Here is a 13,865-nt window from a genome sequence, read left to right as displayed (position 1 = left end):
ATCCCGGTGAGCGGCCCGCTGTCCATCCTGGACCTGCCCGATGGCGTGCGCCTCTGCGCGGGGTGCGGCACCCGCATTGTCACGCTGGCCGCCGCAATAGTCAGAAACGTTCGTGAAATCTAGCGGCATTTCTACGCAAGAATTTGCGTTCGCAATCCGCAGGCCGGACCGTTCCAGGATGGGGAACAGTCGACGAACCGGTGACCGGCGGTTTCCGAGGTGGGCTTCGGCGACGGCGGCCGGCTCCCCGGAGACCTCCGTGGCGAGCAGGCGGGTGAAGGCCATCGATCCCTCGTCCTACGCCACGAAGCCGTACGGCCCCCGCCGCGAGATATCCGCGACGGGGGCCGTCGGTCCGGCGTGAACGCGTCCGCGTGAGGGCCCGCGCGGATTCTCGTATAGGAACATCCCATATGAGCGTCTCCCGCGCGGGATCCCGCGTGAGCGTGTCCCGGGAGGTCAGGGCCAGTCGAGCGAGGGGCGGAGCGGGACGCCGGCCGTGCCGTCGTCGTTGAGCTTCACCCCGAGAACCTGGTGGAGCTGGATCTTGTTGCGTTCGAAGCCGACCACGCAGGCCGCCATGTAGAGGCGCCATACCCGTGCCGTACCCTCGCCGACCTCCTGGACCGCCTCGTCCCAGTGCTCGTCGAGGTTGGCGCACCAGTAGCGGAGGGTCTGCGCGTAGTGCTCGCGCAGGTTCTCCTCGTGCCGGATCTCGAAACCGGTGTCCTCGATCTGACGGGCCAGGTAGCCGACCGACTCCAGCTCCCCGTCGGGGAAGACGTAGCGATTGATGAAGCCGCCGGCGTTGAGGGTCTTCTCGGTGCCCGTCGGCCGGGTGATGCAGTGGTTGAGCAGCCGCCCGCCGGGGACGAGCTTGTCGTACAGGAAGCGGAAGTAGAAGGGCAGTTGCTCCTTGCCGATGTGCTCGGTCAGGCCGATCGAGCTGACGGCGTCGAAGCCCGTCTCCGGCACGTCGCGGTAGTCCATGTGACGGACCTCGGCGAGCTCGCCGAGACCGGCCTCCGCGATGGCCTTCTGCGCCCACTCGGCCTGCTGGCGCGAGAGGGTGACGCCCAGCGCCTTCACCCCGTACTCACGGGCGGCGTGGATGACCATGCCGCCCCAGCCGCAGCCGACGTCCAGCAGCCTCATCCCCGGCTTCAGGCCCAGCTTCCGGGCGACCAGCTCGAACTTGGCGTGCTGCGCCTCCTCCAGGGTGGACTCCTGCTCGGGGAAGACCGCGCAGGTGTAGGCCATGGACGGGCCGAGCACCCACGAGTAGAACTTGTTGGAGACGTCGTAGTGATGGTGGATCGCCTCGGCGTCGCGCTGCTTGGCGTGCCTGCTGCCCATCCGGGCGAGCATGCTGCGCCGTACCTCCTGCGGAGGCGGCGGCATCCGGGTGAGCAGCGGGCGGACCCCGAGGGCTCTGACGGCCGCGAGCTTCTGCCCGACCGGGAGGTCGTTGATCGTGAGCGACCACATCCGGGAGAGCAGCGTGTACATGTCCCCTTGGACATCGAGGTGGCCGGACACGTACGCCCTGGCCAGTCCCAGCTCCCCGGGGGCCTGTGCCAGGTACGCGACGGCCGCCGGGGTCTTCACCTCGACGCTGATGTCGGAGCTGGCCGGACCGGCCTTACTTCCGTCGTAGGCGACGAAGCGTACATCCGCCTCAGGGCCCATCACCTTTTCGAAGATCTCTGCGAGCAACACAGAATCAGCCTCTCTTAACGCCCCCGAACACACTTGTCGTAGAGGTCGAGCAACCGGCCACCCCCGTCGTATGCCCGCTTGACCGGCCAATAGGCGGTTCCGTTATAAAACCGCCAGAATTCATCCTCTGGGTAGAACGAGGTGGAGTACAGCGATTTATGGCCGTCCAGTTCGTGGACCCGGTTCTCGATGAGACGGTTGTGGTAACCGTCGAACTGCCCCCTGGGCAACGGGACCGTTCCCCAGAAGCCGAAATTGACGTACAGCCGACCGGGCTCCAGCGGATAGAGCGGCCACTCGCCGGTGGACCTCAGCGGACACATCCAGACCGGCGCCATCCCGACCTTGTCGTGGAAGAAACTCAGGAATTCGGCACCGCGCTCGACGGGCACCTCGATGTCCTGGATGACCGACTCCTGCACCGGCAGGTCGCGCCAGCGGTCGATCCTGGCGATCACCCCGTACTTGCGGTCAAGGCCCACAAGCTTGCGGTAGACGTCCGAGCGCATCCACTTACGCGGCATCAGGGAGCGCACCAGCGCGGTCTGCACGCCGAAGGCGCGCGAGCACCAGAACCAGTCGGTGTCCCAGCGCCACAGGTAGTCGCGGACGGTCAGCCAGTCGCGGGTCCTAGTCTGGATCGACCGGTAGTAGATGCGCATCCCGGTGTAGTCGGACAGGTACGGAGCACGCTCGGCGAAGCGTCCCACGGTGATGTAGAGCTCGCCCGGACCGAAGAACGTGCCGTCCACGAAGTCGACGCGCTCGCCCTCGTACTCGCCGCTGTCACAGATCTCGCGCATCGCGAGCATGCACTTGTCGGCGTCCCCGAACGGGATGTGGGTCAGCCTGACGTACGGCTGGACGGGCTTGAGCTTGATCCGGATCCGCAGGGCGTAGCCAAGCGTGCCGTAGGAGTTGGGGAACGCCCGGAACAGGTCGCGGTGCTCGTTGTCGTCGCGGGCCACGACGATCCTTCCGTCGCCGGTGAGGATCTCCAGCTCCTCCACCGACTCGTGCGGCAACCCGTCCCTGAAACTGGTGGACTCGATGCCGAGCCCCGTCACCGCCCCGCCCAGCGTGATCGTCTTCAGCTGCGGCACCACGTACGGCATGAGCCCGTGGGCGAGCGTGGCGTCCACCAGGTGCTCGTAGGTGGTCATCCCCTGGACCTCGGCGGTCATCGTCTCCGGATCGACCGCGATGACCTGGTCCAGGTCCCTGGCGGAAAGCTTCGCCGACCGGGCGCCCTCTCTGAAGCGGAACAGGTTCGTGGTGGCCTTGGAGAGCCGGGGCACCGCGTCGCCGGGAATGGCGGCGTAGGAATCCCTGATCTGCTCCACCGCTTGCCGGTGCGCTGACATTTCTGTCATCTGTCGCACGGTAATCACCCCCATGACCATCGTTGGAAAGATCGCCCCTAGGCACGTTATATCTCGGATGTCTCCGGAGCCAGGCGGGGCGCGTTAAACACTGGAAAACTCTACGACTGTCCTTCCAGGAACCTGCGTCCGACCACCGGATCAACCCCGTTGACCACGTTCGTCACCGGGCGGCCGTCGATCGCGGCCTCCAGGTTGTCCAGCACGCAACGGATCAGGCGGCCGGTCGACTGCGGGGTCACCCCCGCCACATGCGGTGAGAGCAGGACCCTGGGACTGCTCCGCAGCGGGTCGTCCGGCGGCAGCGGCTCGGTGTCGAACACGTCGAGCGCGGCGCCGCCCAGGTGCCCCGACTCCAGGGCCGACAGCAGCGCCGCCGAGTCGACCACCTGCCCCCGGGCCGCGTTGACGAGCAGCGAGCCCGCGGGCATCAGGGACGGGTCGATCAGCCTCCTGGTCCCCTCCACCAGCGGGATGACCAGGACGAGGACCTGGGAGCTCGCGACCAGCTCGGCGAGCCCCCGGTAGGTGTAGGGCACCTCGCGCGGCGTGCGCGTCCAGTAGGAGACCTCGCACCCGTGGGCGGCGAACATCCGCGCGCAGGTCTCGCCGATCGGGCCGAAACCGACGATGCCGACACGCGAGCCGTACAGCTCGGTGGGCCCGAGATCCAGCTGCGGCCAGCGGCCGGCGCGGACCGCGGCGTCGGCCTCCATCAGCCGCCGCGACAGTGCGAGCGCGGCCGCGAAGCACCACTCGGCCACCCCTGTCGCGCTCACCCCCGCGGTGTTGGCCAGCGGCACGCCGGCCTCGGCGAGCGCGGCGAGGTCGTGGCCGTCCACGCCCACCGACGGCTGCTGCACGAACGCCAGGTTCGGGGCGGACCTGACCGCCTCGGCGTCCAGGACGAGCTCGCCGCTCCAGTCACCGACCACGATCTCGGCCTCGCCGAGCGCGGCGAGCAGCGACTCCCGGTCGCGGGCCGCGGGGACCGACACCGCGACCCGGTCGCCCAGCGAGCCGAGCAGGTTGCGCACCGCCCCCTCGGGGAGCGGCGGTAGCGCGAGCACCTTCCAGGTCATGTCACTCGCCTCCGCGGGGGTGGAAACTGCCGAACACCCGGTTCATGAGGGACCGCTGGGCATCCCAGTCGTCGTCGTGGGTGGTCCAGCTGAGCAGCATGACCGTATCGCCCACCTCGATGAAACGCTGCACCTCGTGGTAGGTCACCCCGGCCGTGGCCCAGGGGGCTCCGCCGTTGTCCTTCATGCTCCAGGTGAACTCCCACTGAAGTCCGGAGCCGTAGGCCAGGGGGATCTTCGCCGTGTCCTCGGAGTGGATCTCGCTCCACTGGCCCACGTTCTCCTTGACGATCTCCTGGAGGGAGGCCAGACCGTCGGCGTTCGCCTCCAGCACCTCCACCGACAGGTGGGCGGCCCCGTCCTTGCGCAGCCACTGGGTGTAGCCCGTCTCGGCCGCCCAGTCGCCGTTCCAGCCGGCCGGATAACTGATGGACCAGTTCTCCGGCGGACGGGCCCGCCACACCTTCAACCCTCCGGTGGGCACCACCGCTCTGGTCCTGGTGGGAGTGGGGGTGGGACTCGGGGTGGGCGTCCGGGGCCTGGTCTCCTCCACCGGTTCGGGCGTCGCCTCCGCGGGGGCGGGCTCGGCGCGCGCCACCGGCTGCGATTCCGGCTGTGACATCGCCACGGCCGCGACGGCGCCACCGGCGGCCAGGAGCACGACGGCCGCCAGGACCAGTGGGATCCGGCCGCCGCGCCGCCCCGCACCGCGCCGGCGGCCGGACGCGGGCGAGGTCTCGGTCTCGCGCCTGTCCCACTCCCCGGCGCCGCGCGGATTCTCAGCGGTCCGTGCCGTACGGTGGATCGCCCTCTCCCCGGTGCGCCGGGCCGCGGCCGACGGGTCGTCAAGGACCTCCGCCAGCATGGCGTCGGCCTGCTGGGCGGTCAGCCGGTGGGCGGGCTCGCGCTGGAGCATGCCGGTGAGCACCGCGCGCATCTCCAGGGGCACCCTGCCGAAGTCGGGCTCCTCGGTGAGGAGCGCGCCGAGGGTGGCGATGGCGTCTCGGCGTTCGAAGGGGCCGTGCCCGACCAGTGCCGCGTAGAGGGTGGCGCCGAGTGCCCACAGGTCGGACCAGGGGCCCGCGTCGGTGCCGGTGGCGCGCTCGGGCGGCAGGAAGCTCGGCGAGCCCGTCACCATGCCGGTCTGGGTCAGCGAGGTGTCGCCCTCGATGGTGGCGATGCCGAAGTCGGAGAGCACCGCGCGGCCGTCGGCCTCCAGCAGGATGTTGCTGGGCTTGACGTCGCGGTGCAGGATCCCGGCCTCGTGTGCCGCGCGCAGGGCCGAGAGGACCTGACGGCCGATGTCGGCGGCCTGGCGCACCGGCAGTAGACCGACCTCGTCCAGCCCGCGGGCCCTGACCAGCTCCATGATGATCCAGGGACGACCGTCCTGCTCCGCCACGTCGTAGATCGCCACGATGCCCCGGTGGTTGAGCCGGGCCGCGGTCCTGGCCTCGCGGGAGGTACGGGTCAGCTGGAGCTGGTGCTCGGCCGGGGAGAGGTTGGGCGGCAGGAGCACCTCCTTGACGGCGACCGAGCGGTTGAGGAGGGTGTCGTAGCCCTCCCAGACGACGCCCATGCCGCCCCTGCCGAGCTCCCGCAGCAGTCGATAGCGCCCAGCGACCACCCGTTCACTGTGCGGATATGTCATCGCAAAACCCCTAGGTCCCATTCGGCGAAGGCGCAAGTTTCCCATACGCGCGCGGGCACCACATGACTCATCGCGATGTGTCTTGCCACGGAAAGCCGAATGTTGTTCTACTTGGGCGGAGGGAACGGCCGCACGCCACACCAAGCGCTTGCTTGTGTGCGCCGTACCGGACTAGAGTCGATACCGCATCCGAGGAGAATATCGATGGAGCGCGTGACCAGGAAGGGCCCGCTGGCCGGAGTCCGCGTGCTCGAACTGGCGGGGCTGGCCCCCGGGCCGTTCGCCGGGATGATGCTCGCCGACCATGGGGCCGAGGTGCTGCGCGTCGAGCGCGCGAGCGTCGTCGCCAAGGCGGGCGACAGCCCACGCGCCGACGTGATGGACCGGGGCAAGAGAACGGTCGGCCTGGATCTGAAGTCCCCCGAGGGGGTGGCCGCGTTCAAGGAACTGGCCCGCCATGCCGACGTGGTCATCGAGGTCTTCCGGCCCGGGGTCGCCGAACGCCTCGGCATCGGCCCCGACGACCTGCACGCGATCAACCCGCGCCTGGTCTACGGGCGGATGACCGGCTGGGGCCAGAACGGCCCGCTCGCGCCGACCGCCGGGCACGACATCGACTACATCGCCGTCTCCGGCGTGCTGTCGATGCTCGGCCGCGACGGCGAGCGCCCCACCCCGCCGATCAACATCCTCGGCGACTTCGCCGGGGGCGGCCTCATGCTCGCGTACGGCGTGCTGCTCGCGCTGATCGAGCGGGAGCGGACCGGTGAGGGCCGGGTGATCGACGCCGCCATGGTGGACGGCGCGGCGACGTTGTTCGCGATGTTCTACCACGGGGTGCAGACCGGCTTCTGGGGCCCGCGCGGCACGAACCTGCTCGACACCGGCGCGCCGATGTACGACACCTACGAAACCTCCGACGGCAAACACCTGGCCGTCGGCCCGTTGGAACCGCAGTTCTGGGCGGAGATGGTCAAACTGATGGGGCTTGAGGACCTGCCCGACCGCAACGACAGGAAGCAGTGGCCCGCGCTTCGCGAGCGGCTGGCCGAGGCCTTCCGATCAAGGACCCGCGCCGAGTGGGAGGCGGTCTTCGACGGCTCCGACGCGTGCGTCTCCCCCGTCCTGGAGGTGGGCGAGGCCGCCGAGTATCCGCACAACAAGGCCAGGGGCACGTTCGTCGAGGTCGGCGGCGTCCGGCAGCCCGCCCCCGCGCCGCGCCTGCTCGGCGTGGCGGAGCAGGACCTCTCCCCCGCCACCCGGCTGGCGGATCTGACCTCCTGGGGCCTGTCCGACGAGGCCGCGGCGGAACTGCGCGAAGCGGGGGTGCTGGCCTGATGGACGTCTTCGAGGCTCTCTACACGACCAGGGCGATGCGCCGGGTCAAGCCGGACCCGATCCCCGAGGAGGTCCAGCGGAGCATCCTGGACGCCGCGGTCCGCGCGCCCAGCGGCGGCAACGTACAGAGCTGGCGCTTCCTGCTGGTCGACGACCTCGCGGTGAAGGAGCGGCTCGGGCCGCTCTACCGGAACGCGCTCGGACAGCTCTTCGAGGGCCACTACCGTCCGATGCGGGAGAGAGCCGAGGCCGAGGGCGACACCCGGACGCTCAACGTCCTGAACTCGGCGAAGCACCTGGCCGACCACTTCGAGGGCTACCCGCTGCTCCTGTTCGCGTTCAACCGCAACGACCCGTCCGGCGGCTCGATCTTCCCCGCGGTGTGGAACGCGCAGCTGGCCGCCCGCGCCCACGGCGTGGGCAGCGCGCTGACCAGCGTGCTCGGCCTCTTTCACGCGGAGGAGACGCTGCGGGTGCTCGGCGTGCCCGAGGGCAAGGGCTGGGCCCTGGCCGCCACGGTCACCTTCGGCTACCCGACCGGACGATGGGGCGTCGCGCCCCGCCGCCCGGTGCACGAGGTGAGCTACCGCAACCAATGGGGCCAGGACGTGGGCTTCGAGATTTCCGAACCCCTGTGGAGGCCGGCGGACTGAGCCCCGGCGGCGCGGGGCCGCCCATCCGACGACGGCACGACCTCGCCCGGACGCGTTGGCGCGACCGATCGGGCGGCTCGGCACAATCACCCGATGTTCCGGAGCTGACCATGCTTGATCACGCCATTCACACCGCGGCGGGCGCCGGTGGCCCCGCCTCCCTCCCGGGACGCCTCGAAGGGCTCGGGAGGGATCTTCGATGACCAGCCCGTTCTCAGAGGTGGGCCAGGAGATCGGGCGCCGCGTCGCGGCGGCGCCCGCGTCTCCCGAGTCACCCGGTGCCGCCGGGATCGACCTGCTCGACGGCGACATGTACGCCGGCGACCCCGGACCGGTGTACGCCTGGCTGCGCGAGCACGCGCCGGTCTATCACGACGCGGAGAACGCGCTGTGGGGCGTCTCCCGGCACGCCGACATCTCGGCGATCGAGCGCGATCCGAAACTGTGGTCCAACGCGGGCGGCTACCGGCCACAGCTCCCCAGCGACCCGTCGATGATCGGGATGGACGACCCGGAACACGCCGAACGCCGACGCCTGGTCTACCGGCGCTTCACCCCGCGCCACGTGGCGGAGCGGTACGCCGGCCGGATACGCGCCGTCGTCACCGAACTCATCGACGAGGCGCTGGAGAGGCGCGCCGTGGACGCCGTGCCCGCGCTGGCCGCGCCGCTGCCGGGCCGGATGATCGGCTGGCTGCTCGGCTTCCCCGAGGAACGCTGGCCGGAGCTGGTGCACTGGTCGGAGACGACGGTCGCGGCCGGGGGCGGCCTGCGCTATGTCACTCATGAGGCCGCCGTCGCCGCCGGGGAGTTCGCCACCGCCGTCCTGGAACTGGCCGCCGAGCGGCGCGGCTGCCCGCGCGACGATCTGACGTCGATCTGGAGCCGGGAGGCCGGCTACGACGACGACCACCTGGCCAACGAGGCGCTGCTGCTGCTCGACGGCGGCGCCGAGACCACCAGGACCGTCATCGCCACCGCCATCGGCGCGCTGATCGACCACCCCGAGCAGTGGCGGATGCTGCGCGAGGACCCCTCGCTGATCGGAAACGCCGTCGAGGAGTTCATCCGCTGGACCACCCCGATCCTCAACATGTGCCGGAGCGCCACCCGCGACACGGTCCTGCACGGCCGGCGGATCCCCGCGGGCGGTCAGGTCCTGCTGATGTACGGCTCCGCCAACCGGGACCCCTCGGTCTTCACGGACCCGGACGTCTTCGATGTGACCCGTCCCGGTGGCGGCCACATCGCCTTCGGTCTCGGCACCCACTTCTGCCTGGGGGCGGCACTGGCCCGGCTGGAACTGCGGATCTTCTTCGAGGAGTTCGTCCGCCGGATCGGTTCGGCCGCCCGGGCGGACGAGCGGGGCCCGCGCATCCTGCCCAACGCCTTCGTCCGGGGGGTCACCTCCTTCCCGATCGTCCTGGAACCTCGCTGAACGCGCGCCCCCGGTGGTCGTCTCCTTCCCAGCCGTCCTGAAACCCCGCTGAACGCGCCTCCCCGCCCACCGGCCCGACCCGCCCCCCGTCTTCCGATCGGCTCGGCCACCTCACCAGCGGCACGTCTGCCATAGACGTGCCGCTTTTCGTCGTAGGTGTTGATTCAAATGTAGTAGGTGTACTACATTCGCACACATGAGTACTGCACCGAACGGTCAGAAACCACAGGCGGCGTGCGAGGCGACCGAGGTGGCGCGGGGCGTCGATCCGCGACTCCGGAACGAGCCCCTCGTCCCCCACGACCAGGCCCGGCCATCGGCCGGGCGGGTCTCCTGAGCGCCGGGAGACCCGCCCGAATGCCTTCGGAGGACGTGTACAACCGGATCTCGGTGCTGAGAGCCGAGCGCGGGATCTCGCGCAAGGATCTGGCCGCCGCACTGGGGGTCCACTACCAGACGATCGGCTACCTGGAGCGCGGCGAATACAGCCCCAGCCTGTTCCTCGCCCTGCGCATCGCCGAACACTTCGAGGTGCCGCTGGAAGTCGTCTTCTCCCTCAAGCCGTTCCCGCGGCTCGGCAGCAACTAGTCAGGTGGAGTGATGAACACCCAGAAAAAAGGCAAGCTCCCGACCCGCGTTGAGATCATGCAGCGCGACTACCTGCCCGGCTGGTACGCCACCCGGGGCCGCAGGCGGCTGCTCGCCTCGGCGGTGGTCCTCGCGATATCGCTGCTGTGGGTGGACGCGGCCATCTCCTGGGCCGTTCCCCGGGACGACAGGGGCGCCCTGGCCGGCCTCGCCCTGCTGGCGATCGCGACGGTCGTCTACCTACCGGCCGTCAGCCTGCTCAACGTCGCCACCCGTGGTGTCGTCGAGTTGCGCGAGCGCGACCTGGACGAGCGTCAGGTGGGCGAGCGCCTGCGGACGGTCGCCATCGCCCACCGCGTCACGACCGGCATCCTGGTCGCGCTCGCCGCCGTCGCCATCGGGGTGGGCATCGCCCGGGGCCGCGACCACTCCCTGCCATGGGACGCGCTCGTCTCCGTGACGATCGCACTGTTCCTGACGCACTTCGTACTGCCACTGATCATCTCCGGCTGGCGGCTGCCCGACCCGCCGAACGACGACGACTGAACCCGCCCCGGCTCGCCCGGCGCGACATGAGCCGCGCCGAACCGCTCAGCGCATCGGGGACAGGACCGCCGCGTAGATGTCCGCGCCCCCGGGGTGGTGCACCTCCACGTCGGTGGTGAAGGCCCTCGGCGGGGTTCCTCCCGACTCGGTGTGCTTCCACAGCCGCTGCCACTCCTCGGTCAGCGCGTCCGGCATCGGCCCTCTGGCCTCCAGCTTCAGCGAGGGCACCCCCGGCACCCGTACCGCCACCATGCCCTCGGGCAGCGCCGCGGCACTGCGCACGGCGACCCCGACGATCTGGGTGTAGGCGCCGTTGTGGTCGCTCTCGTAGTCGGTGAGCACGGCGTAGATGTTCTCGTCGACCCGTCCCGGCACATGCGCGAAGGCTCCGGGGGCCCCCGCCCTCGCCCACAGCGCGCGGAGCCTCCCCCGACCCGGCTCCATCTCGTCGGCCTTCGACGTTCGTACGGCATGACCTACTACGAGCATCTCGGGCCGATCAACCAGGATCACAACGCCTCCTCTTGGCCACCGATTATTCACGCAAACCGGATCTTAGCCTCCGCTCCGACCTGCTGGATCCTCTTGGAGAGCATGGAAAGGGGGAACGCTCACCTCTGGCAATTCGCGGGATAAGGTGGAATAACGTGAAATTTCTCAATGAGTCGGTACCGGCCTACGACCTGACCTACAGCGACGTGTTCATGGTCCCGTCGCTCTCCTCCGTCGGCTCACGGCTCGCCGTCGATCTCTCCAGCAGGGACGGCACCGGGACCACCATCCCCGTCGTGGTCGCCAACATGACGGCCGTGGCGGGAAAGCGGATGGCCGAGACCGTCGCGCGCCGAGGCGGCATCACCGTGATCCCGCAGGACATCCCGATCGACGTGGTCGCAGGCGTCGTCGACTGGGTCAAGAAGCGCGACCTGGTCCACGACACACCGCTGACGCTCACCCCGCACGACACCGTCGGCGAGGCGCTCAACCTGCTGCCCAAACGGGCCCACGGCGCGATCATCGTCGTCGACTGGGAGAACCGCCCGGTCGGCGTGGTCACCGAGGGCGACTGTTCCGGCGTGGACATGTACACGCAGCTCTCCCGGGTGATGTCCGACAACCTGCTCACCCTGCCCGCCGGGCTCGACCCGCGCGAGGTCTTCGATCGCCTCCACGAGGGCCGCCACCGGCTCGCCCCGGTCGTGGACGGCGACGGCCGGCTGGTCGGCATCCTGACCAGGACCGGCGCGCTGCGCGCCACCCTGTATCAGCCCGCGGTCGACGACTCGGGCAGGCTCCGCGTCGCCGCGGCCGTCGGCGTCAACGGCGACGTGGCCGCCAGGGCCAAGGAGATCCTCGACGCCGGGGTGGACTGCCTGGTGGTGGACACCGCCCACGGCCACCAGGAGAAGATGATCAGCGCCCTGCGGGCGGTCCGCGCGCTCGACCCCGGCGTACCCGTCGCGGCGGGCAACGTCGTCACCGCCGAGGGCGTGCGCGACCTGGTCGACGCGGGAGCCGACATCCTGAAGGTCGGCGTCGGCCCCGGGGCCATGTGCACCACCCGGATGATGACCGGCGTGGGCCGCCCGCAGTTCTCCGCCGTGCTGGAGTGCTCCGCCGAGGCCCGCAGGCTGGGCCGCCACGTGTGGGCCGACGGCGGCGTCCGCCACCCCCGCGACGTGGCCCTGGCCCTGGCCGCCGGGGCGTCCAACGTGATGATCGGCTCCTGGTTCGCCGGTACCTACGAGTCGCCCGGCGACACCCGTACCGCCCCCGACGGGCGCAAGTACAAGGAGAACTTCGGGATGGCCTCGGCCCGCGCGGTGATGCTGCGCACCGCCGAGGACTCCCCCTTCGAGCGGGCCCGCAAGGCACTGTTCGAGGAGGGCATCTCCACCTCCAGGATGTATCTCGACCCGGCCATGCCCAGCGTCGAGGACCAGATCGACGCCATCGTGGCCGGCCTGCGCTCCTCGTGCACCTACGCGGGCGCCTCCACACTGGAGGAGTTCCACGAGCGCGCGGTGATCGGTGTGCAGAGCGCGTCCGGCTACACCGAGGGCATGCCGCTCCACCAGAGCTGGTAGCTCACCCGCCGGGGTGAGGCGCCGCCGTCCCCGCGGCGCCCACCCCCGTCCCCAGCGGTAGCGGTAATCGCAGTCCCCCGTGGGTCATCACCGTCCGCCCTCGCCGGTGACCGGCACCGGGCTCGCACCGCGCTGCCCCGCCCGGAGTCGCCACACACGACAAGATGCCGATACCGGCAGGCATCCTCCCCCGGTCACGGGGTAGTCCGACCGTCGAGTCGTCCCCCACCCCCGAAAGGCGAGTACCCATGAACGAGACGCCCACCGGCCTGGACACGCAGGTCGTGGTGGACCGGAGGGTCCTGGCAGGCTACGACAACTACCTCGCGGCGCAGCGAACCGTGGACGGGCTCTCCGACGCGGGATTTCCCGTCGAGAACGTGGCGATCGTCGGCAGCGACCTGAAACTCGAGGAGACCGTCACCGGCAGGGTGACCAATGGCCGGGCCGCCCTCACCGGAGCGGGCAGCGGCGCGGCCTTCGGCGCCGTGGTCGGGATGTTCCTCGGGCTGTTCACCTCGACCACGCTGTCGTTCATCGTGCTCGTGCTCTGGGCCGCCCTGTGGGGCGCCGTGATGGGCGCCGCGTTCGGATTCATCAACCACGTCTTCACCGGCGGCAAGCGGGACTTCGCCTCGCGCAGCGCGATCGTCGCCGGCCGCTACGACGTGCTGGTCACGGCCTCGCACCTGGACCACGCCCGCGCCATCCTGGAGTCGTCGCTCCCCGGTCCGGCCGACACCGTCGTCGTGGAGGTCCCGCCGTCGGCCGGCATGTACGACCCCGCCGCCGCGCAGACCACCGCCCCCGGCCACTCCACCCCCGCGCAGCCGCTCACCACGGATCTCCCCCCGCAGCCGACCGCCCCCGGTCTCTCCGGTCGCCCGGTCACCTCCGACCTCCCCCCGCAGCCGGTCACTCCCGACCTCTCCGCGCGCCCGGCCATCTCGACTCCGCCTCCGGCCAGGCCGGTCACCTCCGCCCCGGACGTCCCCGCCCCCACGCCGCCGAGCACCGTGGACCGGCCCGCTCCGGAACAGCCCCGCTCCTGAAACACACCCGGTACGCCCGCACCAGGGGCGTATCGGAGCCGCAGGGGCGGCAGAAAAGGCGCGTGGCACATCGTTCTTCGCCCCGGAGGTCCGCCGGGAATCCGAACCTGCCCCCTCCGCTCCCGCTTCTCGCCTCCCTCCGGTGAGGTGGGCGACGGCCGATCCCTGACCGTTTCGAACACCGGAACCACAACGGGAGCGATTCAACTGCCAGACAAAACCGGCAATCCACTTGCTAAGCATAATGATCCGGATTCCCAGCGAAAGCACTCCAACAAAGCCTGATTTTCCGGTCAACCAGTCCTTTGCCCAAGACGTCTCACAAGCGG

The 13,865-nt window shown here is 70.2% G+C and carries 13 protein-coding genes; 8 read left to right on the top strand and 5 right to left on the bottom strand.

Features of this window, described 5'->3' with window-relative positions; genetic code table 11:
- Positions 1–459: 459 nt before the first annotated feature.
- From ABT130_RS38755 to ABT130_RS38740, 4 genes are all read right to left on the bottom strand, one after another.
- Positions 460–1,719, bottom strand: coding sequence for a class I SAM-dependent methyltransferase (locus ABT130_RS38755; RefSeq protein ID WP_350925903.1), 1,260 nt, complete (start codon positions 1,717–1,719; stop codon positions 460–462).
- Between the two features lie 14 nt (positions 1,720–1,733).
- On the bottom strand, positions 1,734–3,092 hold the full coding sequence (locus tag ABT130_RS38750) for an FAD-binding oxidoreductase (protein ID WP_350925905.1): 1,359 nt from the start codon (positions 3,090–3,092) through the stop codon (positions 1,734–1,736).
- A 110-nt stretch (positions 3,093–3,202) separates the two neighbouring features.
- Positions 3,203–4,183, bottom strand: a complete 981-nt coding sequence (locus ABT130_RS38745) for an NAD(P)-dependent oxidoreductase (protein ID WP_350964227.1) — start codon at positions 4,181–4,183, stop codon at positions 3,203–3,205.
- Position 4,184: 1 nt separating this feature from the next.
- Entirely contained in the window at positions 4,185–5,834 is a 1,650-nt protein-coding gene (locus ABT130_RS38740; RefSeq protein WP_350964224.1) for a serine/threonine-protein kinase, read from the bottom strand.
- A gap of 204 nt (positions 5,835–6,038) precedes the next feature.
- Here ABT130_RS38740 and ABT130_RS38735 point away from each other — a divergent pair, with 204 nt between their 5' ends.
- From ABT130_RS38735 to ABT130_RS38710, 6 genes are all read left to right on the top strand, one after another.
- A complete protein-coding gene (locus ABT130_RS38735) occupies positions 6,039–7,172 on the top strand; it encodes a CaiB/BaiF CoA transferase family protein (protein ID WP_350964221.1) in 1,134 nt (377 codons plus the stop codon).
- Positions 7,172–7,825, top strand: a complete 654-nt coding sequence (locus tag ABT130_RS38730; protein WP_350964219.1) for a nitroreductase family protein — start codon at positions 7,172–7,174, stop codon at positions 7,823–7,825. Before ABT130_RS38735 ends, ABT130_RS38730 begins: the two co-directional genes overlap by 1 nt.
- A 199-nt stretch (positions 7,826–8,024) precedes the next feature.
- Entirely contained in the window at positions 8,025–9,263 is a 1,239-nt protein-coding gene (locus tag ABT130_RS38725) for a cytochrome P450 (RefSeq protein ID WP_350964217.1), read from the top strand.
- Between the two features lie 196 nt (positions 9,264–9,459).
- Positions 9,460–9,600 (top strand): hypothetical protein, encoded by a 141-nt coding sequence (locus tag ABT130_RS38720; RefSeq protein WP_350964214.1) that lies wholly within the window; start codon positions 9,460–9,462, stop codon positions 9,598–9,600.
- 20 nt (positions 9,601–9,620) lie between these two features.
- Complete coding sequence (locus ABT130_RS38715) at positions 9,621–9,851, top strand: helix-turn-helix transcriptional regulator (protein WP_350925919.1); 231 nt, start codon at positions 9,621–9,623, stop codon at positions 9,849–9,851.
- Positions 9,852–9,863: 12 nt separating this feature from the next.
- The gene (locus ABT130_RS38710) at positions 9,864–10,397 is read left to right on the top strand and encodes a hypothetical protein (RefSeq protein ID WP_350964211.1); all 534 of its coding nucleotides are present in this window, start codon (positions 9,864–9,866) and stop codon (positions 10,395–10,397) included.
- Positions 10,398–10,442: 45 nt separating this feature from the next.
- Here the strand turns inward: ABT130_RS38710 and ABT130_RS38705 are convergent, their stop codons facing one another.
- Entirely contained in the window at positions 10,443–10,910 is a 468-nt protein-coding gene (locus tag ABT130_RS38705) for a GyrI-like domain-containing protein (protein ID WP_350964209.1), read from the bottom strand.
- A gap of 134 nt (positions 10,911–11,044) precedes the next feature.
- On the opposite strand from ABT130_RS38705, the gene ABT130_RS38700 reads away from it, so the two are divergent.
- Both ABT130_RS38700 and ABT130_RS38695 read left to right on the top strand, forming a co-directional pair.
- A complete protein-coding gene (locus ABT130_RS38700) occupies positions 11,045–12,484 on the top strand; it encodes a GuaB1 family IMP dehydrogenase-related protein (protein WP_350964206.1) in 1,440 nt (479 codons plus the stop codon).
- A gap of 248 nt (positions 12,485–12,732) precedes the next feature.
- Positions 12,733–13,536 (top strand): YflT domain-containing protein, encoded by an 804-nt coding sequence (locus tag ABT130_RS38695; protein WP_350964203.1) that lies wholly within the window; start codon positions 12,733–12,735, stop codon positions 13,534–13,536.
- Positions 13,537–13,865: the final 329 nt, after the last annotated feature.

It is taken from the genome of Streptosporangium sp. NPDC001681, assembly GCF_040298085.1.
Lineage (GTDB): Bacteria > Actinomycetota > Actinomycetes > Streptosporangiales > Streptosporangiaceae > Streptosporangium.
This window is presented reverse-complemented; position numbering and strand designations above follow the sequence as displayed.

Excerpts from the sequence above, each read along its gene's own strand:
- ABT130_RS38725 (WP_350964217.1), top strand. The coding sequence starts at position 8,025 with ATGACCAGCCCGTTCTCAGAGGTGGGCCAGGAGATCGGGCGCCGCGTC.
- ABT130_RS38745 (WP_350964227.1), bottom strand. The coding sequence starts at position 4,183 with ATGACCTGGAAGGTGCTCGCGCTACCGCCGCTCCCCGAGGGGGCGGTG.
- ABT130_RS38715 (WP_350925919.1), top strand. The coding sequence starts at position 9,621 with ATGCCTTCGGAGGACGTGTACAACCGGATCTCGGTGCTGAGAGCCGAG.
- ABT130_RS38740 (WP_350964224.1), bottom strand. The coding sequence starts at position 5,834 with ATGACATATCCGCACAGTGAACGGGTGGTCGCTGGGCGCTATCGACTG.
- ABT130_RS38710 (WP_350964211.1), top strand. The coding sequence starts at position 9,864 with ATGAACACCCAGAAAAAAGGCAAGCTCCCGACCCGCGTTGAGATCATG.
- ABT130_RS38750 (WP_350925905.1), bottom strand. The coding sequence starts at position 3,092 with ATGACAGAAATGTCAGCGCACCGGCAAGCGGTGGAGCAGATCAGGGAT.
- ABT130_RS38730 (WP_350964219.1), top strand. The coding sequence starts at position 7,172 with ATGGACGTCTTCGAGGCTCTCTACACGACCAGGGCGATGCGCCGGGTC.
- ABT130_RS38735 (WP_350964221.1), top strand. The coding sequence starts at position 6,039 with ATGGAGCGCGTGACCAGGAAGGGCCCGCTGGCCGGAGTCCGCGTGCTC.
- ABT130_RS38695 (WP_350964203.1), top strand. The coding sequence starts at position 12,733 with ATGAACGAGACGCCCACCGGCCTGGACACGCAGGTCGTGGTGGACCGG.
- ABT130_RS38720 (WP_350964214.1), top strand. The coding sequence starts at position 9,460 with ATGAGTACTGCACCGAACGGTCAGAAACCACAGGCGGCGTGCGAGGCG.